Origin of the sequence: Methylophilus sp., from assembly GCF_052173275.1 — a bacterium.
Lineage (GTDB): Bacteria > Pseudomonadota > Gammaproteobacteria > Burkholderiales > Methylophilaceae > Methylophilus.
On record NZ_JBQMUL010000002.1, the window covers coordinates 2,403,138 to 2,425,522 of the forward strand.

General features: G+C 52.1%; 21 protein-coding genes. 13 read left to right on the forward strand and 8 right to left on the reverse strand.

The features are described 5' to 3' along the window. The first annotated feature begins 6 nt into the window (after positions 1 to 6). From ACTS9Y_RS12700 to ACTS9Y_RS12750, 11 genes are all read left to right on the forward strand, one after another. Positions 7 to 3,123 carry an efflux RND transporter permease subunit gene (locus tag ACTS9Y_RS12700; protein WP_442586295.1) on the forward strand — a complete coding sequence of 1,039 codons (3,117 nt, stop codon included), beginning with the start codon at positions 7 to 9 and terminating at the stop codon, positions 3,121 to 3,123. Further along, positions 3,120 to 6,224 carry an efflux RND transporter permease subunit gene (locus tag ACTS9Y_RS12705; protein WP_442586296.1) on the forward strand — a complete coding sequence of 1,035 codons (3,105 nt, stop codon included), beginning with the start codon at positions 3,120 to 3,122 and terminating at the stop codon, positions 6,222 to 6,224. Before ACTS9Y_RS12700 ends, ACTS9Y_RS12705 begins: the two co-directional genes overlap by 4 nt. Position 6,225: 1 nt before the next feature. After that, the gene (locus tag ACTS9Y_RS12710) at positions 6,226 to 7,689 is read left to right on the forward strand and encodes an efflux transporter outer membrane subunit (RefSeq protein WP_442586297.1); all 1,464 of its coding nucleotides are present in this window, start codon (positions 6,226 to 6,228) and stop codon (positions 7,687 to 7,689) included. A 16-nt stretch (positions 7,690 to 7,705) separates the two neighbouring features. Continuing rightward, entirely contained in the window at positions 7,706 to 8,308 is a 603-nt protein-coding gene (locus ACTS9Y_RS12715; RefSeq protein ID WP_442586298.1) for a nitroreductase family protein, read from the forward strand. 127 nt (positions 8,309 to 8,435) lie between these two features. Further along, on the forward strand, positions 8,436 to 9,284 hold the full coding sequence (gene pyrF, locus ACTS9Y_RS12720; RefSeq protein ID WP_442586299.1) for an orotidine-5'-phosphate decarboxylase: 849 nt from the start codon (positions 8,436 to 8,438) through the stop codon (positions 9,282 to 9,284). Continuing rightward, positions 9,268 to 10,077, forward strand: a complete 810-nt coding sequence (locus ACTS9Y_RS12725) for a class I SAM-dependent methyltransferase (RefSeq protein WP_442586300.1) — start codon at positions 9,268 to 9,270, stop codon at positions 10,075 to 10,077. Before pyrF ends, ACTS9Y_RS12725 begins: the two co-directional genes overlap by 17 nt. A 255-nt stretch (positions 10,078 to 10,332) precedes the next feature. Further along, positions 10,333 to 11,394 (forward strand): LLM class flavin-dependent oxidoreductase, encoded by a 1,062-nt coding sequence (locus ACTS9Y_RS12730; protein WP_442586301.1) that lies wholly within the window; start codon positions 10,333 to 10,335, stop codon positions 11,392 to 11,394. Positions 11,395 to 11,413: 19 nt separating this feature from the next. Beyond that, the gene (locus ACTS9Y_RS12735; RefSeq protein ID WP_442586302.1) at positions 11,414 to 12,574 is read left to right on the forward strand and encodes an LLM class flavin-dependent oxidoreductase; all 1,161 of its coding nucleotides are present in this window, start codon (positions 11,414 to 11,416) and stop codon (positions 12,572 to 12,574) included. Positions 12,575 to 12,662: 88 nt separating this feature from the next. Then, entirely contained in the window at positions 12,663 to 13,181 is a 519-nt protein-coding gene (gene pyrE, locus ACTS9Y_RS12740) for an orotate phosphoribosyltransferase (RefSeq protein WP_442586303.1), read from the forward strand. A 24-nt stretch (positions 13,182 to 13,205) separates the two neighbouring features. Next, positions 13,206 to 13,742: a GNAT family N-acetyltransferase gene (locus ACTS9Y_RS12745; RefSeq protein ID WP_442586304.1), complete on the forward strand. Its 537-nt coding sequence runs from the start codon at positions 13,206 to 13,208 to the stop codon at positions 13,740 to 13,742. Further along, a complete protein-coding gene (locus tag ACTS9Y_RS12750) occupies positions 13,732 to 14,628 on the forward strand; it encodes a dienelactone hydrolase family protein (protein WP_442586305.1) in 897 nt (298 codons plus the stop codon). Before ACTS9Y_RS12745 ends, ACTS9Y_RS12750 begins: the two co-directional genes overlap by 11 nt. Before the next feature lie 46 nt (positions 14,629 to 14,674). On the opposite strand, the gene ACTS9Y_RS12755 is transcribed toward ACTS9Y_RS12750, so the two are convergent. From ACTS9Y_RS12755 to ACTS9Y_RS12770, 4 genes are all read right to left on the reverse strand, one after another. Next, complete coding sequence (locus ACTS9Y_RS12755; protein WP_442586306.1) at positions 14,675 to 15,091, reverse strand: DoxX family protein; 417 nt, start codon at positions 15,089 to 15,091, stop codon at positions 14,675 to 14,677. 84 nt (positions 15,092 to 15,175) lie between these two features. Then, positions 15,176 to 15,682 carry a DUF1993 domain-containing protein gene (locus ACTS9Y_RS12760; protein WP_442586307.1) on the reverse strand — a complete coding sequence of 169 codons (507 nt, stop codon included), beginning with the start codon at positions 15,680 to 15,682 and terminating at the stop codon, positions 15,176 to 15,178. Between the two features lie 38 nt (positions 15,683 to 15,720). Then, positions 15,721 to 17,478, reverse strand: coding sequence for an ABC transporter ATP-binding protein (locus tag ACTS9Y_RS12765; RefSeq protein WP_442586308.1), 1,758 nt, complete (start codon positions 17,476 to 17,478; stop codon positions 15,721 to 15,723). A 269-nt stretch (positions 17,479 to 17,747) separates the two neighbouring features. Continuing rightward, complete coding sequence (locus ACTS9Y_RS12770) at positions 17,748 to 18,215, reverse strand: MarR family winged helix-turn-helix transcriptional regulator (protein WP_442586309.1); 468 nt, start codon at positions 18,213 to 18,215, stop codon at positions 17,748 to 17,750. Positions 18,216 to 18,256: 41 nt separating this feature from the next. Between ACTS9Y_RS12770 and ACTS9Y_RS12775 the strand changes: the two genes are divergently transcribed. Beyond that, positions 18,257 to 18,976, forward strand: a complete 720-nt coding sequence (locus ACTS9Y_RS12775; protein ID WP_442586310.1) for a siderophore-interacting protein — start codon at positions 18,257 to 18,259, stop codon at positions 18,974 to 18,976. Between the two features lie 61 nt (positions 18,977 to 19,037). On the opposite strand, the gene ACTS9Y_RS12780 is transcribed toward ACTS9Y_RS12775, so the two are convergent. Next, a complete protein-coding gene (locus tag ACTS9Y_RS12780; RefSeq protein ID WP_442586311.1) occupies positions 19,038 to 19,712 on the reverse strand; it encodes a hypothetical protein in 675 nt (224 codons plus the stop codon). A gap of 371 nt (positions 19,713 to 20,083) precedes the next feature. On the opposite strand from ACTS9Y_RS12780, the gene ACTS9Y_RS12785 reads away from it, so the two are divergent. After that, positions 20,084 to 20,554, forward strand: a complete 471-nt coding sequence (locus ACTS9Y_RS12785) for a hypothetical protein (RefSeq protein WP_442586312.1) — start codon at positions 20,084 to 20,086, stop codon at positions 20,552 to 20,554. 20 nt (positions 20,555 to 20,574) lie between these two features. On the opposite strand, the gene ACTS9Y_RS12790 is transcribed toward ACTS9Y_RS12785, so the two are convergent. The 3 genes from ACTS9Y_RS12790 to ACTS9Y_RS12800 form a co-directional block, all read right to left on the reverse strand. Beyond that, positions 20,575 to 20,997 (reverse strand): hypothetical protein, encoded by a 423-nt coding sequence (locus ACTS9Y_RS12790; protein WP_442586313.1) that lies wholly within the window; start codon positions 20,995 to 20,997, stop codon positions 20,575 to 20,577. A 72-nt stretch (positions 20,998 to 21,069) separates the two neighbouring features. Then, positions 21,070 to 21,456: a hypothetical protein gene (locus tag ACTS9Y_RS12795; RefSeq protein WP_442586314.1), complete on the reverse strand. Its 387-nt coding sequence runs from the start codon at positions 21,454 to 21,456 to the stop codon at positions 21,070 to 21,072. Positions 21,457 to 21,620: 164 nt separating this feature from the next. Beyond that, positions 21,621 to 22,379 (reverse strand): alpha/beta hydrolase, encoded by a 759-nt coding sequence (locus ACTS9Y_RS12800; protein ID WP_442586315.1) that lies wholly within the window; start codon positions 22,377 to 22,379, stop codon positions 21,621 to 21,623. Positions 22,380 to 22,385 lie beyond the last annotated feature (6 nt).

Consider the following 22,385-nt stretch of genomic DNA (forward strand, 5'->3'; position numbering starts at 1 on the left):
TAACTCATGAATCCCTCCCGCATATTTATTGAGCGTCCGGTAGCGACCCTGCTGTTCATGCTCGCCATTCTGTTGTCCGGCCTGATGGCGTATCGCTTGCTGCCGCAATCTGCGCTCCCGCAAGTCGATTACCCGACCATACAAGTGGTCACTATGTATCCTGGTGCCAGCCCGGATGTTATGGCGACAGCTGTCACCGCACCGCTAGAGCGCCAGTTCGGCTCCATGACCGGCCTCAGCCAGATGTTTTCATCCAGCTCGGCCGGTGCTTCTGTCATCACCTTGCAATTTGCACTGCATTTAAGCCTGGATGAGGCTGAACAGTATGTGCAGGCTTCGATCAATGCCGCCGACAACTACCTGCCTACGGATTTGCCAGCGCCGCCGGTGTTTAATAAAGTCAACCCGGCCGATGCTGCCGTGCTGACGTTGGCTGTCAGTGATGAGACTTTGGCATTGCCCGATCTGCAGGATCTGGTGGAAACGCGGCTGGTGCAAAAAATCTCACAAGTCAGTGGTGTCGGCCTGGTCAGCGTCGGTGGCGGTAACCGCCCGGCGGTGCGTGTTCGTGCTAACCCGCAAGCGCTGGCAGCTTATGGCATCAGCTTTGAAGCGTTACGCCTGGCGATTGCGGCTTCTAACTCCAACCAGGCCAAAGGCAATATCGATGGGACTTTCCTTTCGATTGCGCTGGATGCCAATAGCCAGCTGAAAAAAGCCAGCGAATACCGTACGCAGATCATTGCCATCCGCAATGGCACGCCGGTGCGTTTAAGCGATGTGGCTGAAGTGACCGACGATGTCGAAAACCCTTATCTGGGTGCCTGGGTCAATCAACGGCCGGTGATCCTGCTCAGCATCCAGCGCCAGCCGGGCGCCAATGTCATCGATGTGGTGGACAGGATACAGTCGTTGCTGCCGGATCTAAAAGCCACCATCGCATCTGATATCCAAATTGATGTGATTTCGGACAGAACCACCAGCATCCGCAGTGCCATCCACGATGTACAGTTTGAGCTGATGCTGGCGATCGGCCTGGTGATCATGGTGATTTTCCTGTTCCTGCGCACGCTGTCCGGCACACTGATCCCCAGCCTGGCGGTGCCTTTGTCGCTGCTGGGTACTTTTAGCGTGATGTATTTTGCGGGATTCAGCGTCAATAACCTGACCTTGATGGCGCTGACGATTGCGACCGGTTTTGTGGTCGATGACGCGATCGTGATGATAGAAAATATTTCACGCCATATTGAAGAGGGCGCCAGCCCCATGCAGGCAGCGCTGGATGGCTCGCGGGAAATCGGTTTTACCATTATCTCGCTGACTTTCTCTCTGATTGCAGTGCTGATCCCGCTGCTGTTTATGCAGGATGTGGTCGGGCGGCTGTTCCGGGAATTTGCCAGCACCCTGGCGATCGCGATCCTGATCTCAGGCATCGTGTCGCTGACCCTGACGCCGATGCTGAGCGCCCGTCTGTTAAAACCGGTCGATCCTCATCGCAGCAAAGGCTGGCAGCACTGGGTAGAACAACGTTTTAACGCGCTCACTCACCACTATGGCCGTTCACTAAGCTGGGTATTGGCGCATCAGCCACTGGCGTTGGCGGTCACACTGATCACGGTCGTGCTGACTTTCCTGCTGGTATGGTGGATCCCTAAGGGGTTTTTCCCTACGCAGGATAATGGCTTAATACAGGCGGTGATAGAGGCGCCGCAAAGCTGGTCATTCCGGCAGGTGTCGGAAAAACACCATGCGATGGTAGAAAGCATTTTGCAGGACCCGTATGTGGCGAATGTGTCTTCCGTTGTCGGCGTTGATGGCGTCAACAAAACGCTGAATGAAAGCCGCTTGCTGATTGCACTGAAACCGATTAATTCGCGCAAAGCCCGCGTGCGCGAAGTCATCGAACGTATACAGCAGCATGTGCCTGACGATCAGGGCTTTAGTATCAGCATGCAACCGGTACAGGATCTAACCGTGGAGACTCGTACTGGCCCGACCAGTTACCAGTTGACCGCAGTGAGCCTAGATGCCGAGGCTTTGCATCAAAGTATCCCTAAACTGGTCGATGCGCTGGAGAAATTACCAGCACTCAGCGATGTGGCCAGCAGCGACAAGACATCAGGACTGAAGGCCTATGTGGAAGTAGACAGGGACGCAGCCAGCCGGCTCGGTATCAGTATGGCGGCGATTGATGATGTGTTGTACAGCGCCTATGGCCAGCGCTTTATTTCCACCATCTTTACCCAGACCAACCAGTATCGAGTCGTGCTGGAAGCCAATAGCAACCCTGATGCCGGGGTGCATGCGCTGGAACAGTTGTACGTGACCAATGCCGCTGGCGAATCCATCCCGCTGTCAGTGATTGCACGTATCAGTGAAGGTTCAGGCAGTCTGGTGGTGCATCGGCAAGACCAGTTCCCGGCGGCCGTGGTGTATTTCAATGTGGCCAGTGGTGTCTCGCTGGGTGAAGCGGTCAATGCGATTGAGTCTGCCACCGCCAAACTGGGGCTGCCATCTACGGTGCAATTAGGTTTCCAGGGTGCGGCACTGGCTTTCAGGGCTGCGCTGGATAACGAGTTGCTGCTGGTCATTGCGGCGATCATCACTATGTATATCGTGCTGGGCGTGCTGTATGAAAGTTATGTGCATCCGCTCACTATTCTTTCTACACTGCCTTCTGCCAGTGTCGGCGCGTTGCTAGCCCTGTTTATCAGCGGCCATTCGCTGACTATTATCGCCATTATCGGCATTGTGTTGCTGATAGGCATCGTGCAGAAGAATGCCATCATGATGATCGATTTCGCACTCGATGCCGAGCGGCAGCACAGCAGCCAGGCACCTCAGGCGATTTACCAGGCCGCCTTGTTGCGTTTCAGGCCTATCCTGATGACCACGTTTGCCGCATTGCTGAGCGCTTTGCCGCTGATGTTCAGTCACGGCACCGGCTCAGAACTGCGCCAGCCGCTAGGCATCGTCATGGTCGGTGGTCTGTTGTTCAGCCAGGTATTGACGCTATATACCACACCGGTGATCTACCTGAGCTTTGATCGCCTGGCGCGCCGCTTTCAACGCACTCCGCCTGCGTCTATCGCCACCGCAGCAACCCCTCTGGAAAAATCATGAGTTTCCTGACGGTATTTATCCGGCGACCGGTGGCGACGTCATTACTCACCCTGGCAATTGCCTTGCCCGGTGTGCTGGCGTTTAACGCCTTGCCACGCGCGGCCTTGCCACAGGTAGATTATCCGACCATCAACGTCTCCGCCAATTTACCGGGCGCCAGCCCGGAAACCATGGCCGCCACGGTCGCCACGCCGCTGGAACGCGCCTTCGGCAGGATCGCCGGTATAGAGGAAATGACCTCGACCAATACCCAGGGCGCGACGCGTATCAACCTGCAATTTGAACTGGACCGCGACATCGATGGTGCCGCCAGGGATGTACAGGCGGCGATCAATGCCGCACGCGCCTTGTTGCCACGCAATATTCCCTCCAACCCCAGCTATAGGCGCATCAATGCTTCAGCGGCGCCTATCCTGGCGATTTCATTGACCTCGCCCACGCATAGCAAAGAGCAGTTATATGACTATGCGTTTTCTATCCTTGGCCAGAAGATCTCCCAGGTCAAAGGGGTAGGGCAGGTCAGTATCAATGGCAGCGCCTTGCGCTCGGTGCGGGTGGAGGTGAATCCGAATGCCTTGAACCAGTATGGTGTCAGCCTGGAACAGTTACGCACGGCGATTGCCGCTTCCAACCAGAACCGGCCCAAAGGCCAGATTCAAACCGCAACACGCGCCTGGCAGATCGAAGTCAACGACCAGGCTAAACGCGCCGTGGATTATCAACAGCTGATCGTGGCTTATCGCGGGCAGTCGCCTATCCGTTTATCCGACGTGGCCACGGTCAAAGACTCGGTGCAGGAAGTCCGCAACGCAGGTTCTGCCAATGGCAAATCGACCGTGATGCTGGTCGTGCTCAGCCAGCCGGGCGCCAATGTGATTGAAACGGTGGATGCGATCCATGGCATGCTGCCTAAACTTAAAACGCTGATTCCAAGTGCGATTGACCTGGATGTGATTATCGACCGCAGTACCACGGTCAGGAAATCGATTACCGAAGTGCAGCATACGCTGTATATCTCGATCGCCCTGGTGATCCTGGTGACGTTTATCTTTTTGCGCAATGGCCGTGCGACCCTGATCCCGACCATTGCCATTCCCGTGTCTTTACTCGGCACGCTGGCGGTGATTTACCTGCTGGGCTACAGCCTGAATAATCTTTCCCTGATGGCACTGATCATTTCCGCCAGCTTTGTGGTGGATGATGCGATCGTGGTGGTGGAAAACACCATACAGCACCTTGAAAAGGGCGAGACGCCGCTAGAAGCCGCCATCAGGGGCATGCAAGAAGTCGGTTTTACCGTGCTGGCAATGAGCCTGTCACTGGTGGCCGTGTTTGTGCCATTGCTGTTTATGGATGGCATTTTGGGGCGTTTGTTCAGGGAGTTTGCCGTCACCTTGTCAGTCGCAGTACTGATCTCGCTGGCGGTGTCATTGACTGCCACGCCTATGTTGTGTGCGAGATTCCTCAAGCCGCACCCACCCAAAAGCAGCAGTGAATCCCCGGGCTGGTTCGCCAGGCTGGCTGATCTGCCTTTCAAGGTCTATCGCCGCACGCTGGGTTGGACGCTGAGGCATGGCTGGCTGATGCTGATATTGCTATTCGGCGTGATTGTGCTGAACGTGCATCTGTACCGCATTATTCCCAAAGGCTTTTTTCCGCAGCAGGATACCGGGCGCCTGCAAGGTTCTTTCCAGGGCGATCAAAGTCTTTCTTTCGCTGAAATCCGCAAACGCATAGATAAGCTGATGACCATCGTCAGCCAGGATCCGGATATCAAAACCTATTATGAATATACCGGCGGCGCGGGGGGTGGGCAGACCAATACCGGCACCATGTTTGCCAGCCTGCGGCCTGCCGATGAACGCGAAGCGACCGCCGCCGATGTGGTGGCGCGTTTGCGGCCAAAATTAATGAAAGTGCCTGGCGTGTCGCTGATGGTGATGTCGCAACAGGAGCTCAGCATAGGTGCAAGGCAGGGCGGTGCCCAGTTTCAGTACACTTTATTGGCGGATGACATTGCCACGCTGGAAAAAATCACCCCAAAATTGCGCGGGGCAATGAACCGCCTGCCGGAGCTGACGGACGTCAACACGGATTTCCAGACCCAGGGTTTACAACTGCAACTGGAGGTGGACCGCCAGGCGGCTGCACAATTGGGGATTACCGCTGCCCAGCTGGATGCCACATTGAATAATGCGTTCAGCCAGCGCCTGATTTCGACGATTTATGAGCCGCTGAACCAGTATTACGTGGTGTTGACCCTGTCGCCGGAATTCACCAAAGGGCCGCAGGCATTGGAGCAGATCTATCTGGCCGGGCTTAACAATACCCGTGTGCCATTATCTGCGATCAGCCACTGGCATTTGAAAAGCGCGCCGCTGGCGGTGAATCATCAGGGGCAGTTTGTGGCCGCGACGATTTCTTTCAATGTGGCGGAAGGTTTTGCCCTGGAACAGGCCACCGCTGCCATTGAACAAACGTTCCAGCGTGTGGGTGCGCCTGATAACGTCAACGGTACATTCTCCGGCGCCGCCAAAATGTTCAAGGCCTCGCTGGATAGCCAGCCCTGGTTGATCCTGGCCGGGCTGCTGACTGTATATATCGTGCTCGGTATCCTGTATGAGAGCTTTATCCACCCCCTGACCATCCTTTCTACCTTGCCTTCGGCTGGCATAGGCGCCTTGCTGGCGCTGATGGTGTGCGATACCGAGTTTTCTATCATCGCACTGATTGGCGTCATTTTGCTGACCGGCATTGTCATGAAAAACGCCATCATGATGATCGACTGCGCCTTGCAGCTGGAGCGCGAATCCGGTTTTTCACCTTATGAATCTATCCGGCAAGCCTGCCTGTTGCGCTTCCGCCCGATTTTAATGACCACGCTGGCCGCCATGCTGGGCGCTTTGCCACTGGCCCTGGGCTCTGGTGATGGTGCTGAAATCCGCCAGCCATTAGGCATTTCTGTGGTCGGCGGGCTGGTATTCAGCCAGTTGCTGACGCTGTATACCACGCCCACCGTCTACCTGGCGCTGGACCGCATGCGGCATTACTTTATCCGTCGTTTTAACCTTAAACCCTATTCGCATTTAAAGCAGGCTTGATATGCAACATCCATTACAACGTATCGGGTTGATCCCTTTTTTATTGCTTAGCGCATGCTCGCTGTGGCCTGAGTATGAAAAGCCTGCGGTTGCCATTCCGGAAACCTTTAAACAAGCCAATGCAGTCAATGGCTGGAAAACCGGCCAGCCCGCAGATGAACAACTACGCACTGCCTGGTGGGAGAGCTACCAGGATGCACAACTCAATGGCCTGGTCACACAAGCCATCTCCGCCAACCAGAGCCTGGTGCTTGCCGAGGCCAATTTCCGCCGTGCGGCAGCGGCCTCATCCGTCAACCGCTCGGCACTCTGGCCTACGGTGACTGCCAACGGCTCCGCCACACGTGCCAAACGCAGTACTAACGCCATCCGCATAGGTAGCGATCCTATCCTTGAGACATATAATCTGAGCCTGAATGCTTCCTGGGAGCCGGATATCTGGGGCCGCATCCGTAAACAGATCGAATCGGGTGACGCGACTTTGCAGGCAACTAAAGCCGATATTGAAGTCACCAAGCTCTCGCTGATTGCCAGCCTGGTACAAGAATACTTTCAGCTAAGGGTGCTGGATACCCAACTGGTGTTGCTGGATGACACCCTGAAAGCGCTGGATAGATCCAAGCAGGTCACCATCAACCGCTATCGTGCCGGCGTTGCCACTAAAACAGACGTCAACCAGGCCGATGCCTTGCACAACAACACGCTGGTCGTTGCTGCTGAAACACGGCTGCAACGTGCGCAAAGCGAGCATGCGATTGCCTTGTTGCTAGGTAAAGCCCCCGCCGAGCTTAGCATCATCGCCAACCCGTTTAATATGCAGGCGCAACTGACGCCACCTTCGGTACCGGCCAGCCTGCCCGCCGCATTGCTCGAGAGACGCCCGGATATCGCCGCGGCAGAACGCCGCGTTGCTTCAGCCAATGCCGAGATAGGCATTGCCAAAACAGCGTACTTTCCCTCATTGAATTTGACAGCCGGCGCAGGCTATCAAAGTAATGCTTTCAGCAACCTGATTTCCACGCCCAGCCGCATCTGGTCAATCGGGCCGCTGATCGCACTCAATGTGTTTGATGGCGGCTTGCGCAAGGCGCAAACCAACGCCGCCATTGCTGGCTACGATGCCACCGTTGCCCAATACCGGCAAACGGTGCTGACTGCCTTTCAGGAAGTCGAAGATCAACTGGCGGCCATCAGCATGCTCTCTGAACAAGCCGGGTTTCAGCAGGATGCGATCAAGGCTTCCAGTGATGCTTTACAGGAATCCACCAACCGCTATAAAGCCGGCACGCTGGATTACCTGAATGTCATCACCTGGCAGACCAATACCCTCAATAACCAGCGCAACCTGATCGCCATCCACGGCAGGCAATTGCAAGCCAGCGTTGCACTGATCAGGGCCATAGGCGGCGGCTGGAGCAGTAATCTGAACACCTCCAGTGGCCCAAACTCACAAACACCTCATTAATCATCAGGAGAATGACATGACACAAGCGACAAGCAGAAACGCACAACACACCATAGAACCTATTTTCATAGACCGCTGGTCACCACGCGCCTATACCGGCGAAGCGATAGATGACACCACCTTGCGCAGCCTGTTTGAAGCCGCCAGATGGGCGCCTTCTGCCAACAACTCGCAGCCATGGCGCTTTATCTATGCCAAAAATGGTTCAGAGCATTGGGATGGACTGTTCGCATTGCTCAATGAAAACAATCAGCGCTGGGTCAACCGCGCCGCCGTGCTGATCGCACTGGTCTCCAAAAAAACACATGTACGCCAGGGCGAAACAACGCCATCGCCGTTAAAAAACCATTCCCTGGATGCAGGTGCTGCGTGGGCCAGCCTCGCTTTTCAAGCTTACCAATCCGGCTGGCGTACACGTGCCATAGGTGGTTTTAACCGTGAGGCAGCCCCTGCAGCATTGGGCGTGCCTGAAGGCTACCAGGTAGAGATCTTGATTGCCGTAGGCAAACAGGCCGATAAATCTGTATTGCCAGAGGACTTTCATGAGCGTGAGCAACCAACGCCAAGAAAAGCGATAGAGCAGTTTGTGGCAGAAGGCACTTTTAGTTTTAACGAGTAACTCACAAAGTGCGTAAAAAGCCGGAGGGGAGCGCCATGTGTGCAAATTCAAAGGTTGCCATCATGCCTTCCCTGGCGAAATATTGCATGCGTCTGGCGCAGCTTGAAGGCCGTAACGGAGCATATCAATGAGCTTTATTAAACAGCTTCAAGCATCCTGGCAAAGTAGCGATTCTCTGCTTTGTATCGGTTTGGACCCTGATATTGAGCGCTTTCCAAAGTCGTTGGCGTCAGGCGATGACAATATATTCAGGTTTAACCAGGCGATCATTGATGCCACGCATGATCTTGTGTGCGCATACAAGCCGCAAATTGCCTATTTTGCTGCGCTGGGCGCCGAGCAGCAACTGGAGAAGACGATCGCCTATATTAAATCCAGTTATCCGCATATTCCGGTCATCCTGGATGCCAAGCGCGGTGATATCGGTAGCACGGCAGCACAATATGCCAAAGAGGCGTTTGTCCGTTATCAGGTAGATGCCGTTACGGTGAATCCGTATATGGGGTTCGATTCGGTGAAGCCGTTTCTGGATTATCAGGACAAAGGCGTCATTGTTTTGTGCAAAACCTCTAATGAAGGGGCTACACAACTGCAGGAAGTCAGGTTGCAGCAGGCAGGTTCAAATGGCGAGCCAGTATATGAATATATCGCGCAGCTGGTTGCTAATGAATGGAATTTTAATCACAACTGCCTGCTGGTGATGGGCGCGACCTGGCCTGAACAGGTCGCCAAGGTAAGGGGGATTGTGGGTGATATGCCATTTTTAGTCCCTGGCGCCGGGGCGCAAGGCGGCGATGTCGGCAGTATCGTACAGGCGGGCCAAACGGCAGATGGCACCGGGCTGGTCATCAGTGCTTCCAGAAGTATCTTGTATGCCAGTGCACAGGCGGATTTTGCTGAAGTGGCGAGAGTGCAGGCCGAGGCGTTAAAGCTGGCTATCAATCGTCACAGAAATTCACATGCAGCCGCTGTATGACACGATAGGGCTGAACTATAGCCAGACCCGTTGTGCGGATGCCGCCATCACTGCCACGCTGGCTGAATTGCTGGGTTTGCAGGCGCAAGGCAATTACCTGGATCTGGCGTGCGGCAGCGGCAGCTACACGCAGGCATTGGCGGCGCTGGCAGGCACATGGCACGGCGTTGATATCTCCGAAACCATGATACGGCAGGCCAGGGCGCAGCGCTCATGGCAAGCGCAATCACGTCATCCTCGTACCCAATGGCAATTAGGCAAGGCGAATGCGTTGCCCTACGCGAATGATGTTTTTGATGGCGTCGTCTGCACGCTGGCGATTCATCACTTTGCAGATTTGCAACAATCCTTCCGCGAAGTCTATCGCGTCATGCAGCAGGGCCGCTTTGTGCTGTTTACGGCTTTTCCCAAGCAGATGCGTGGCTACTGGCTTTGCCATTACTTTCCGCAAATGATGAAACGAGCCATAGAGCAGATGCCGACAGAGGCCGCGGTGACGGCTGCCTTACAGTCTGCCGGGTTCGAGATAGAACGCATCGTGCCTTTTTGTGTAACCAACGCTCTGGAAGACCTGTTTCTGTATGCCGGCAAAGCACGGCCAGCGCTATATCTCGACCCCAAGGTGCGCGCCAATATGTCTTCTTTCGCGTCCCTGTGTCCTGACACAGAGCTTGCTGCAGGCTTGCAGCGCTTGCAGTGCGATATCAAATCAGGTGCCTTCTCCCAGGTGGCGGACAGCTACCGCATCGGGCAGGGCGATTATGCCTATCTGGTGGCGCGTAAGTCACTTTAGCCGCCGTGATTATCAGCAACGCTAAAGTTGCTTCACCAACACCTTTGATGGTGCCGTTGTTGCTCAGGCAACAGCTTGTGCGCCGTATTGATTATTCCGCAAATTAAATTTAAAAAAAGACCTTTAAATTCATCAGGTTATTTTTACTTTCTCAAGTGATTAGTAGGGGCTGATATTGGCACGAAAAATGCAAATAATGCGTTAGCCCGTAATTGAAAAGCACAGACTTGTGCTGACATCATGAAGGAGAAAACAATGGCTAATCAATTTTATTGGCAGCTTCCTACCTCTGGCGATGCACGCTATGGCGATGCCACTAAACAACGCCGCGGAGAGGCTTCTGACCCGCATTACCCGGTATTTGGGAGTGGCGTGACTGACCCGCGCCAGAACGCATTCAACTATTACGACTATATCCACCAGGTCACCAAGGCAGCGGATATCTCAGGCTTTACCGGTGTGTTTATTCCAGACAATCCGGATGGCGAAGAACCCTGGATAGTGGCAGGTTATATTGCAAGAAGCACACAGCGTCTGCGCCTGTTGACCCAATTTGATGCCTCCAGGGGTTCAGCGGTATATGCGGCAAAAAATGCAGTGAGCTTTCAACGCTACACCGGTGGCCGCTTTGCCTGGCACATCACCGAAGGCACCAGCGATGAGCATACGCGCAAACAGCTGGGTGACTTTGTGCCAAAGGAAGATATCCTGGCGCGCATTGATGAGTTCATCACCGTCGCCAAGGGGGTATTGACGACTTACCCGTTCAACTTTGTTGGCCGCTTTTTTGAGGTGCAGGATGGTGGCTTTCAAGGCCCATTATCTAACCGCGAAGTGCCACGCGTTTACCTGAGTGGCACCTCGCCAGAGCAAGTCGCGCTTTCGGCCAAGCACGCAGATGTACATGTACTGGAAGCCGCCGATCACCAGGTGATCGCGCAACAGATCGCGCAATACCAGAAAGCAGCCCAAGGCAACCCGGAATTCGCATTACGCATTGATGTGCTGGCGCGCGAAACACGTGAAGAAGCCCTGGCGGATGCCAAACGCTTCCTAGTCCAAACCGATGCAGCCGCCCCTAAAGATGATGCTGCCGTGCTATGGCCAGGGTTTGCCGAAAGCTTCACTGGCGCCAAGGCTTCCTTAATCGGCAGTTATGATGAAGTCGCAGCCGCGCTGGCGGCTTATGCCCACCTGGGTGTGACGCAGTTCGTATTAGCCGCCGTGCCGCACTTTGAAGAAGCCTACCGCGTGGGCAGCTATGTCTTGCCATTGGTGCGCCAGTTAACCAATCCGGCACAAAAGCAGGCTGCCTAGGATTAATGAGGAGATAAAAATGACAATAGATGTTTTCTGGAGAATTCCAACCCACGGCGAGCCTACATCACACCGGGCCCGTTCACCTTTCCGTGGCGACTGGTTCCCCGGCAATGATAACCAGACCCTGAGCGGTTTGAGCGGCGGTGGCGATGATGGCTTCACCTATATCGATTACCTGGCAGAAATCGCACGTGCCGCAGAAATCTCCGGTTTTCAGGGCGGGTTGATTCCGTCCTTCCCTAATACCGATGAGCCGTGGGTGATTTCAGCCTTCCTGGCGCGCGAGACCAAGAACTTCCGCTTCATGATTCCGTTTCAGCCCGGTTTCCTTAACCCGGTCACCGCAGCACGCATGACAGCGAGCCTGCAACGTGCAACTGGCGGCCGCGCGCTCTATAACGTGATCACCGGTGGCGGTGGCCCATCACAACTTTGGTGGGGAGACCCTGTAAAACATGACGACCGCTATGGCCGCACCACTGAATTCCTGGATGTATTAAAAGGCATCTGGGCAGGTGGCCCGTTCTCTTACAACGGCCAGTTTTACCAGGTAGAAGATGCCGGCTTGCCAGATCCGCTATCCAAAGAAGAATATCCAGAGATCTATTTCTCAGGTTCTTCTGACGCGGCGCTGGCTTCGGCTTCCAAACATGCGGATTACTACCTGACATGGCTGGAGCCGTTCGAGCAGATCAAAGACAAATTTGCCCGCGTAAAAGAGCGTACCGATCATCTCGGCCGCAAGATCAAGTGCTCTATCCGCGTAGACATCGTGGCCAGACCGACGGAAGAAGAAGCATGGCGTGAAGTCAGCCGTGGCTTTGATAACCTCCCAAGAGAAGTGCTGGAGCGTTACAAAGCGCAAAATGCCGGTGACTCCGTCGGTGCAAGCCGTCAACGTGGTTTGCGGCCACAGACCATTAACAGCTACAAAGACTTTATCCTCGCCCCGAATATCTGGACTGGATTCAGCTTGCTACGTGGCGGCCAAACACTGGGTATCGTCGGCAGCTACGAAAACGTGGCCGCAAGGTTGGATGAACTGGTGCAACTAGGCACGGATGCCTTCATCCTGGCCAGTACGCCACACCTGGAAGAAGCTTACCGCGTGGGTGAAGAAGTCTTGCCACTGGTACGCGGCAAAGCGGGTGCGGGTAATTTACGCGCGGTTGCCTAAGTTAAAGTTTTTGTAGTTAAGTGTTCTATACCAGCCCTCATGAACCCTAAGCTTCATGAGGGCTTTTTATTGACCATCTGGAAACGCAATGAGTCTGACAAGCCGTATTAAACAAACCTCGCAACTATCCGGCGATTTTTTATTAAGGTCAGGCAAACGCAGCCAGACCTATTTTGATAAATATCGGTTCGAAGCCGATCCCACGCTACTGAAAGACATCGCGCAAGCGCTAGTGCCACTGATTCCCGCTGATACAGAAGTGCTGGCAGGGTTAGAGTTAGGCGGGATTCCGATCGTCACCGTACTCAGTCAGTTGACCGGGCTCCCCACTGCATTCATCAGAAAAGAAGCCAAGGCGTACGGCACATGCCGCTATGCAGAAGGCACTGAATTAAAAGGTAAGCGGTTTGTCTTGATAGAAGATGTGGTCTCCAGTGGCGGCGCTATTTTAGATGCAATCAAACTGCTGAATGCGGATGGATTGTTGGTGGAATACGCCATATGCGTGATTGACCGCGAGACAGGCGGGTCGGCAGCATTGCAGGCGGCTGGCGTGACATTGAAAGCACTGTTAACCATGTCTGAGATAGAAACCGCAGATGCATAAGCAATCATCGGCAGTGTTAATGCAATGCGCTATTTGATCTCACCGATCAGTGAAGAGTACCTGGAAGGCTTTGCGGCGGCTGTTTCCAGCGTAGTGAGGGAGCAACAATATCTCTCATTCAATGAGCCACCTACTGCCGAAATGACCCGCGACTTTGTACTAAGGAATATCAACGGGCATTGGCCGCATTATGTATTACTCGAGAAGCAAACAGTGATTGGCTGGTGTGATATTACCCCTTTGCAGCGGTCGATTTATGCGCACGTTGGCGTACTCGGGATAGGCATCATAGAAACACACCGAAATCAGGGCCTGGGAAAGCGTTTAATACAGACGGCACTCGATGCGGCAAAGAACAAAGGTTTATCCAGAATCCAGCTTACAGTAAGGGAGCACAACTATCGTGCCATCAGGCTGTATGAGCGCTTTGGATTTGTAAAAGAAGGCTTGCATATGAATGCCGAAAAAAGAAATGGTCAGTTTGAAAACTTGATTTCTATGGCATTGCTTTATACCGAAAATAACGGATTTGATATCAAGGAGCACTTAAATGACGAATAGCCTCAAATACACCGCAAACGACTTCCACCCTGAAGTGCTACGTTTGTTCGACAAGCTGGTGCACGGCGATATCGACAGGCGCGAATTCATCTCAAAAGCCACGCGATTTGCGGGCGCATTTACCGCCGTGGGCTTGCTGGAAGCATTGAACCCCAAGTTTGCACATGCACAGAAGGTCGGTAGCCAGGACGTACGCCTGCAATCCCATTATGTAGAAATTGATTCGCCCAAAGGCTATGGCAAAGCCAAAGGCTATCTGGTCAAACCGGCCGAGGTCAAAGGTACACTGCCCGTGGTGTTGGTAATCCACGAAAACCGTGGCCTGAACCCGCATATTGAAGATATCGCGCGCCGGATTGCACTGGAAAACTTTATTGTATTTGCACCCGATGCCTTGTTCCCACTCGGTGGTTACCCTGGGGATGAAGACGCAGCGCGTGAATTGTTCAAGCAACTGGAACAACCCAAAGCCCATGAAGATTTTGTGGCTGCTTTCCATTGGTTAAAACAGCTGCCCGAAAGTAACGGTAAAGTCGGTGTGATCGGTTTCTGCTATGGTGGCGGAATCTCTAACCTGTTGGCGACGCGCTTGCCTGATCTGGCCGCCGCTGTACCATTTTACGGCAGCGCACCGCCGCTGGAATTAGTGCCAAATATCAAGTCGCCTTTGCTCATCCATTTTGCCGAAAATGACGAAAGGGTAAATGCCAGCTGGCCACCTTATGAGCAGGCGCTGAAGGCTGCCAATATTCCCTATGAAGCGCATATCTATTCAGGCACACAGCACGGGTTTAATAATGATACGACACCAAGATTCGATGAAGCTGCTGCAACACTGGCCTGGCAACGCAGCATTGCCTTTTTTAATGCGCATTTAAGGAAATAATCGTCGGCCTGCCAATTTTTAAAGACGCATTTAGATGGATTGGGTGCTAGGTACCCACCCTGTTTTCAGGAACGCGTGTTGACCACCAGATGCAGACTAATAGTACTAACTGCAATGGCAAGCGCAGGCTTAGCACCCAGTATGGCACCTCGGGAAACTGACCGGGGTTTTGCCACATGTAAATATTGGCAGGTGTGACAGCAATGGTTAAAACAATCAACCCCCAGCCAGCAATACGGCGGGTGGGGGTAAATAAAATCCCTAGCGCACCTATTAACTCGAATACTCCGCTCACGAGCACTAACAGCCGATGCTCAGGCAGCCAGGGCGGCACGATTTTCATCTCAAGCTCAGTGAATACAAAGTGGGCAATGCCGCCAATGAAAAACCATATAAAAACAACAGCAAGTACTATGGCTCTTGCCAGTCCATGCTTATCCTCAGCTGCTTTGTCTGTTTTCATACCGGGTCCTTGAGCACAAGTCGCAATATGAATGTCTGACAGGGCAAACGTGCCTTAGTGCGCGCTTGCCTGAGGAGTTGCAGATTAAGACCTGCCTAAGAAATCCTGCTTACCCACATCCACTCCAATATTCCGCAACACTGCATATGCCGTGGTCAGGTGGAAATAGAAGTTAGGCAAGATGTTGTTGAGCAGATGAGTCTGGGCTTGCACGACTCTGACCTCGGTACCACGTGGAATGGAGATTTCACGGAGCTCCTGGCCATCAATCTGGCTGGCTTCCAGACCTGACAAAAACTCGATCGAGGCTTTGATCAACACTTGGTAGTCGGCAATGCTGGCTAATGGCAGGTCAAATACAGGCGGCGGAAGTCCGGCCAACCTGGCGGAATAGCTGGTGGCGTGGTCAGCCACGCGTTGTAACTGACGGCCAAAGGTAAACATGTTCGGGTAGAGGCGAGTTTCGAGTAACACGCTTTGTTCTATTTTTTTCTCGGCGGCAAAGGTAGTAGCTTTATCCAGGATCAGGGATAGATTGCCAAGAAATTTGATAAATACCGGGACAGATACTTGATAAAGAGAAATACTCATATTGAGATCACCATTCGTAGTTAAAGTTGAAGTCAGGCCTAGGCGACTGCCAGATGGCCTTTGGATTGCAGGGAAAATAATCGGGCATACAGGCCTTGGGCAGCGAGCAACTCAGCATGTGCGCCTCTCTCGATCACATGGCCATATTGCAGCACCAGGATGATGTCTGCGTTCATCACAGTGCTGAGCCTGTGCGCAATAATCACTGAGCTGCGGCCTGAAACCAGTTGTTCCAGCCCTTGCTGGACCAGGTGTTCAGATTCGGAATCCAGCGCGCTGGTGGCTTCATCGAGGATGATCAGTTGCGGATCTTTGAGGATGGCGCGGGCAATGGCGACGCGTTGCTTTTCGCCGCCTGAAAGCTTGATGCCACGCTCACCGACCAGGGTTTCGTATTGGTGGTCCAGGTGCAGGATAAACTCATCAGCATGCGCCGCTTTGGCCGCGGCAATCACTTCATCTGTCGTAGCGCTAGGGCGGGCAAAGGCGATGTTTTCACCTATGCTGTCGTTGAATAAGGCGACATCTTGCAGCACAACGCCCATCACAGCGCGTATGCTGCGCTGCTGGTAATCCCGCAAATCAATGCCGTTGATCAGTATGCGGCCTTCTGTTGGGTCGTAAAAACGCATCAGCAGTTTGACTATGGTGGTTTTGCCACTGCCACTGGTGCCGACCAACGCTAGCGTTTGTCCGGCCGATATGTGGAATGACACCTGCTGCAGGGCGCTGATCTCTTTGCCCGGGTAACGGAAGGTGACATTCTCGAAAGTGATGGTTTCCAGCTGCTTGAGGATGATAGCATCAGGTTTGTCGTGATGTTCAGCCTCGACATCCAGCAGTTCTATCAGACGTTCGGCGCTGCTCTCGATTTCACTGGCCTGGTTTACCTGGCGAGAGATCGGGGCAATGGTGCTGATCAGGTTCTGGCTCAGGGTTAATACCAATAAAATGTCACCAGTGGTATAAGCGCCTTTCAGGGCACCGTTCACGGTGAGTGCTACCGCTGCAAATACACCAAAAGTATTGACGACATTCAAGCCTTGTTCGGATTTCCACTGCGTTTTATGCAGGTTGTCGCGCACGATGCGCCACTCTGCTTGTGTGTTGTCATAGCGTTGTTTCACTGCTGGCTCACCGCCAAAGCTCCTGACTGTGGCGATATTGCCGACCATTTCTGCCAGTAAACCTGTCATCCGTCCCGCTAATGCTTGCCAGCCGCGGCGGTGTTTATGCGTCCAGCCTACTGTCCGGTATGAAATCCAGAAGTTGATGCCCAGCACCACGGTCATGATCAGGCCAATCACCGGTGCTTTAATCACTAAAACGGTCAGGATAAACAGCATTTGCAGAAGGCCTGACAGCGTGCCTTCAGTGAGCGACGATAGCCACATGGTAATGCTGGTAATCGTGCCAAACCGGTCCATGATTTCGCCGACACGGGTCTTCTCGAAATAGTCGATAGATTTTTGCGTCATATTGTCGAATACGCGCTGGCGGAAAGTGCTGACGGTGTCCAGCCACAGGTCATCCGCCTGTTTGTTTTGAATCGCACCAAAAATAACGACGCCCAGACGCAAGGCGAAAAATACGCCGAGTAAAACAGTGACGCTCCAGGTGGCTTCTGCCTGGGTGACTGCCCCGGAAAACATACGGGAAATGACATCCACGATAAATTTGTAGATATAAGGTGTGGCGGTATTGATAAATCCAAGCGCGGTGCCCACCAGAATGACACCAACGACTTTCCCTTTATATTCGGGAATAAACTGAATGGCACGCCATACGTTTTTCATAAATGATTTCTCTTTCAAACTACTTCAATGAAAAGGGTTGTCCCTAATCCAACTGTTAGCTTTATCAAACTTCGTGCCATGTTTTTCCTGAATGAAATCAATGTGGCCAAGCTTTACGGCGGGGACTAAATGTTGATGCAAATACATCAGCTGTTTGCCAGGTGTTGATTTTTCAGCAGTTGGTGAGAAAGTATTTCTTGTTACTGAAGCGCAGGACGGATAGCTTTTAAAGTGGCGAATGACAAAGTAGCTGAAGAGGGCGGCCAGTGTTAATTGGTTGCGATATTGCTTTTGATTTTTGCCAGCAGAATCAGCAACGTTTTGTATTCTTCTTCAGATAATCCTTGTACAGCCAATTCAGACAATTCCTTTTCTGAAGTTTTAAGGCTCTCAAACACCTTGTTGCCTTCAGGCGTCAGGCTTAGTCTGGATATTCTTTTATCAGACGCATCCGGTGTGGCATCCAGCAATCCTTTACTACGTACTTCTGTAATCAATCTGGCGATTTGCGCTTTGTCTTTGCCTGTATAGGACACCATATCGCTGAGTGTCGCTGCAGGATGACGGGCGAAAAATCCCAGCACCTTATGTTGCATATGCGTCAGGTCCACGCCGCTTTCCTGGATAAACCGGTATTGGCGCGCACGGAAGTGATGCATCAGGCGATGGATGGTTTCAAACACCTGGTGCTTATCATCCGGATTATGGTTGACTTTGTCTACTTTTTTATTCATCATAGTTGATATTATCAACTAAATAACACGCTATGGAAACTGTCATGAAAGAACGCAACTTTGAAAGAGTCAGGTTTGAGCTGCAACAAAGGCCGGTAGTGGTGTCGCGCGTAGAAAAAACCAGTGAGGGGTTTATAACCATTGTGTTTACCGGGCCTTTACTTGCCCAGTTCAATAGCCTGTCGTTTGATGACCATATCAAATTCATTTTCACCAACGTGGCAGGTGAAACAGTCAGGCGAGATTACACGCCGCGCAGCTTTAATACGGCGACACAAGAATTAACCATTGAGTTTGCATTGCATGCCCATGGCGATGCTTCGGATTGGGCTAAAAATGCACGACCAGGCGATTCCGCCGTGATTGCTGGGCCCAAAGGTTCTATGGTGATCCCGCAAGATTTTGATTGGCATCTATTGGTCGCAGACTCCTCCAGCCTGCCGGCGCTGGCACGCAGGATAGATGAACTGCCGAAAGAAGCGCACGTCATTGCTGTTATCCAGGTCGATGATGAAAGTGACCGTCGTCGCTTTGAAACTGCAAGTAATCGTCAAATCACTTGGGTAGAGACGCATCAGCAGGCCATTGGACTGATAGAAGCACTGGAATTGCCGGCGGGTGAAGGATTTAGCTGGGTGGCTGGCGAGCATGTGTTTGCATTACAGGCCAGGGATATCCTGCTGCAGAAAGGGCAAGCGAAAGAGCACATGAAAGCCGCCGCTTACTGGAAAAAAGGCGCGGCCAACTTTCACGAGAAAATCTAGGGCTAGAAGTATGGGTGTCGTGTTTGAACTGGAACGCTAGCGCAAGCGTATTGCCCCAGACTCAAGAGTCGTAGGGTGCGGAATCGTTTAACTTATTCAATTCGGTGATGTTTTCCGAGGTATGGCATTCCAGTACTTCTACATCTTTGTCTTTAAAATTCAGTTTTTCTACCGTATTGATATTGCTGGCAAACTTGTTGTGCAGTTCGCCGCATTTGTGCGTGCGTTTATTCACAAAATTCAGGTATTCCCTTTTTCTGGAATCCACTATCGCCGGTGGGGCCGAGCCATCATTGATCAACTTTGTAAAAGTGCTGCGCAATCTTAGTTCAGACAGGCTCCAGATATTAAACACCAGGATATTCTTGGAAGGTTCTTTTTGCAACGGGCGGTCAGTGTCCTGCCTGGGGCTATTGTCAGGGGCAGGCTCTGCATTGGTGGCAGGGTTTCCCGCCACTAGTTCTGCTTGCTTGAGATGTTCGACTACCGGGGCCGTTGTTTCATGTTTTTTATGCGGTTTGGAAGGCGCTTTAAATTCAGATTTAGGTGGGTCGATCTGTGCTGTCGCCTCAGGCATGGTGTCTTGCGGGTCAAGCACCGCGATTTCTGGCGTGGTGACCGTTTGAACTCGCACAGCCTGGTTCGCTAGCGGTGAGGCTTCTTCCTTTGAAATCAGGGCGATCAGTATCACGAAAATCAAACCGATCAATACAATATTCAGTTTGCCGATTTCCATGATGCCTGTTTGAAAAAAAGCTGATTGCAAGGAGGTGTTGCCTCCTGTGCTGAGCGAGGTGTTTTTTCGCTCAAGACATGCTTTTTCGGAGTGATGCGTGCCGCTCATTCATTTATCCCAATGTATTTGGATCATACCAATTGCATTTAATCGCCCACAATGCCTTAAAAGTCTACATGACTCAAGTACTTTGCACCATTTCGGGGCTTTTGAGCCTGCTTTCAGGCAGAAGAAATTATTGCTACATAAACAATTTCAAAGTGTTTATTGTAAACTCCTGATGGGAAATTGAAGCTGAGAATAAGCGTAGTAAAAATGCTTTGCGGCGCTCAATTGCAACACATCACAATAATGATAAAAAAGGTTTAACCATGATATTTTCCTCGGGTCTTGGGCATCATCGTTTAAAAAGATTCGCTTTATGTCTGTCTCTTTTAAGTGTAGCCACATTAACAACCGCTGCCAGTGATAGCGCCCGCGTCATCAGCACGCATGTTGAAAAAATGACTGGCAAGCCTGCCAAAACAGCAGCCGATAAATCGTCTGTGATTGCCTTGATCAATCTGGAAGAGGTGATGCCGGATTGCCAGCAGCAGATCGCCAAAACAAAAATCAAAAGCGTGCAGCGCAGTGAGAGTGGCATCACTACCGAAAGCATCACCTTCAGTTTGTCTAATGCCACTATCACTATTCCGACGCACATGGGCGATAACCCGATATTGACGCTGGATGATCTGGTAGATGCGACTAAATTTATCAGGGTTGGGCAAACTTACTTTATCCATTTCCAGACCTGTGAACATACGCAGGAGCGCAGCCTGATTAACATCTATGCGATTTAGGCTGGATTCAACAAGTGAAGTTATTTGTTTGCGATCAACAACTCGACGCTGCTGGCTTCAGCCAGGCGGATGACGGAAATATGCTCACGCTCGAAAGCGCTGATGAGTTCTTTCAGAGTGGTGTTCGGTAAGGCACTATCAATATTAAATGCCAGAAACTCGAGATCTGCCAATACCCCCAGCACCACAAATGAATGACGTTCCTTGAAGTTGATGCGGTCAATAAAAATGGCCTGAATATTTTTGACCGAGCTACAAGCGCGGCCTACGGCAGAAATCAGGTCCCAACCCACTTCACGGATAGCGACGTCATAAGTCGCGCCATCAGCGATGGCTGCGGTTTCAGCGCGGTCAGTGAAAAAGTAATCGACACTACGGAATTTGCTTGAAAAGGCGACATGCGGTGTTTTGCTGACTTCGCCCGCGACCAGGCTTTCTGCCATTAACAGGCAACTGATCATTAGAACTAAAGACGCTAGCCTTTGCACCGGGTTAGCCTTTGAGATATTCAATACTTAAGCAAAAACGTGATTGCCTTTGATGGTCAGCTTAGGCTGCTGTATAGGTTGCTCACTGGTTGGCGTAGGCATGTGATGAGAGTCTTCACGCAGGACTGCATCAAGATAGAAACTCTTTTCATTTCTCTTGGTCAACTTCTTAACTTGCTTGAAATGACCGTGATCAGCTGTAGTGAGCACGGCGATGTGAGTCGTTTCTATCAAAGGTGTAGCGGCTTGCATGCCAGGGTTGATAGAGGAGCCGATAGAAATAATCGTCACAATTGAGCCGATCGACATAATCACCAGCGCGGCGGCAACTGCACCAGCGGTAATGGCGGCCAAGGATATCGCAATACTGCCTTTGGCTCGTTCCTGGATGTTCGATCCTCTGAATTGTGTCATGATTAATCCTCCCTCTTTTTTAATTTGTAGCAATGCATTTAATGTAGGCTCAATAATGCTGGCTTCTCAAACTCTGCTCCATACAGCTTTTTCTGAAAGTCTTGTAGGAATATTCGTACAAGAAGCGTGCTGATAAATTGAACTTCTAGTGAAATATCAACGCGTTAGCCTTTAATAAAATGTCTGATTAATTGGCAGCTGGCATCGAAAGCCGGGTGTACATCCGCCGTCAGGCGTTGAGCACCATCATCCAGCCGTTGCACCTGCACCGGCACACCTGCCAGCAATAGCTTTGCTGCATAAGCTTCTGCCTCGTCCCGCAGGGGATTTTCATGGCTGGTGATCACCAACGCCGGCGCCAGTCCTGCCAGCCTGCAGGAATTCACTGGCGAGGCATATGGGTGCGTGGCATTACTGGTCACTTGAATATAGTCTGCCCAGGCACGCCTGCAAGGCGAATCCATGGTGGCGCCCATAGACTTGGAAGTTTGCAAGGCATCCAGCATGGGATTAATCAGTATTTGGCCAGACAAGCGCATGCCACTTATCCCTCTGTCGCGAAATAACATAGAAACCACTGCAGCCAGGTTGCCACCGGCTTGCTCGCCAGCAACAAACACACGTTTTACATCGGCACCTATCTTGAGTGCATGCTTGGCGACCCAGGCCAGCGCTTCAAAGGCGACTTCTATCGTGTCAGGAAAATGCACACAGGGTGCCAATGGATAATCCACACACACGACCACCGCTTGTTCAGAAAGGGCATTTGCCATCGCGTAAGCGTCTTCCACCTTGCCGCAGTTAAACAGCCCACCGTGGAAATAAATCACCACGGGTGTTTGATGTTTGGCTTCATGCTTGCCAAACACATGCAGCGCAATGGCTTGCCGGGTTTTTGAGTATTGAAAAGTGGTCGTCCACATGGCAGT

Coding starts and splice junctions, on each gene's coding strand:
- ACTS9Y_RS12700 (WP_442586295.1), top strand. CDS start 7: ATGAATCCCTCCCGCATATTTATTGAGCGTCCGGTAGCGACCCTGCTG.
- ACTS9Y_RS12705 (WP_442586296.1), top strand. CDS start 3,120: ATGAGTTTCCTGACGGTATTTATCCGGCGACCGGTGGCGACGTCATTA.
- ACTS9Y_RS12710 (WP_442586297.1), top strand. CDS start 6,226: ATGCAACATCCATTACAACGTATCGGGTTGATCCCTTTTTTATTGCTT.
- ACTS9Y_RS12715 (WP_442586298.1), top strand. CDS start 7,706: ATGACACAAGCGACAAGCAGAAACGCACAACACACCATAGAACCTATT.
- pyrF (WP_442586299.1), top strand. CDS start 8,436: ATGAGCTTTATTAAACAGCTTCAAGCATCCTGGCAAAGTAGCGATTCT.
- ACTS9Y_RS12725 (WP_442586300.1), top strand. CDS start 9,268: ATGCAGCCGCTGTATGACACGATAGGGCTGAACTATAGCCAGACCCGT.
- ACTS9Y_RS12730 (WP_442586301.1), top strand. CDS start 10,333: ATGGCTAATCAATTTTATTGGCAGCTTCCTACCTCTGGCGATGCACGC.
- ACTS9Y_RS12735 (WP_442586302.1), top strand. CDS start 11,414: ATGACAATAGATGTTTTCTGGAGAATTCCAACCCACGGCGAGCCTACA.
- pyrE (WP_442586303.1), top strand. CDS start 12,663: ATGAGTCTGACAAGCCGTATTAAACAAACCTCGCAACTATCCGGCGAT.
- ACTS9Y_RS12745 (WP_442586304.1), top strand. CDS start 13,206: ATGCGCTATTTGATCTCACCGATCAGTGAAGAGTACCTGGAAGGCTTT.
- ACTS9Y_RS12750 (WP_442586305.1), top strand. CDS start 13,732: ATGACGAATAGCCTCAAATACACCGCAAACGACTTCCACCCTGAAGTG.
- ACTS9Y_RS12755 (WP_442586306.1), bottom strand. CDS start 15,091: ATGAAAACAGACAAAGCAGCTGAGGATAAGCATGGACTGGCAAGAGCC.
- ACTS9Y_RS12760 (WP_442586307.1), bottom strand. CDS start 15,682: ATGAGTATTTCTCTTTATCAAGTATCTGTCCCGGTATTTATCAAATTT.
- ACTS9Y_RS12765 (WP_442586308.1), bottom strand. CDS start 17,478: ATGAAAAACGTATGGCGTGCCATTCAGTTTATTCCCGAATATAAAGGG.
- ACTS9Y_RS12770 (WP_442586309.1), bottom strand. CDS start 18,215: ATGATGAATAAAAAAGTAGACAAAGTCAACCATAATCCGGATGATAAG.
- ACTS9Y_RS12775 (WP_442586310.1), top strand. CDS start 18,257: ATGAAAGAACGCAACTTTGAAAGAGTCAGGTTTGAGCTGCAACAAAGG.
- ACTS9Y_RS12780 (WP_442586311.1), bottom strand. CDS start 19,712: ATGGAAATCGGCAAACTGAATATTGTATTGATCGGTTTGATTTTCGTG.
- ACTS9Y_RS12785 (WP_442586312.1), top strand. CDS start 20,084: ATGATATTTTCCTCGGGTCTTGGGCATCATCGTTTAAAAAGATTCGCT.
- ACTS9Y_RS12790 (WP_442586313.1), bottom strand. CDS start 20,997: ATGGCAGAAAGCCTGGTCGCGGGCGAAGTCAGCAAAACACCGCATGTC.
- ACTS9Y_RS12795 (WP_442586314.1), bottom strand. CDS start 21,456: ATGACACAATTCAGAGGATCGAACATCCAGGAACGAGCCAAAGGCAGT.
- ACTS9Y_RS12800 (WP_442586315.1), bottom strand. CDS start 22,379: ATGTGGACGACCACTTTTCAATACTCAAAAACCCGGCAAGCCATTGCG.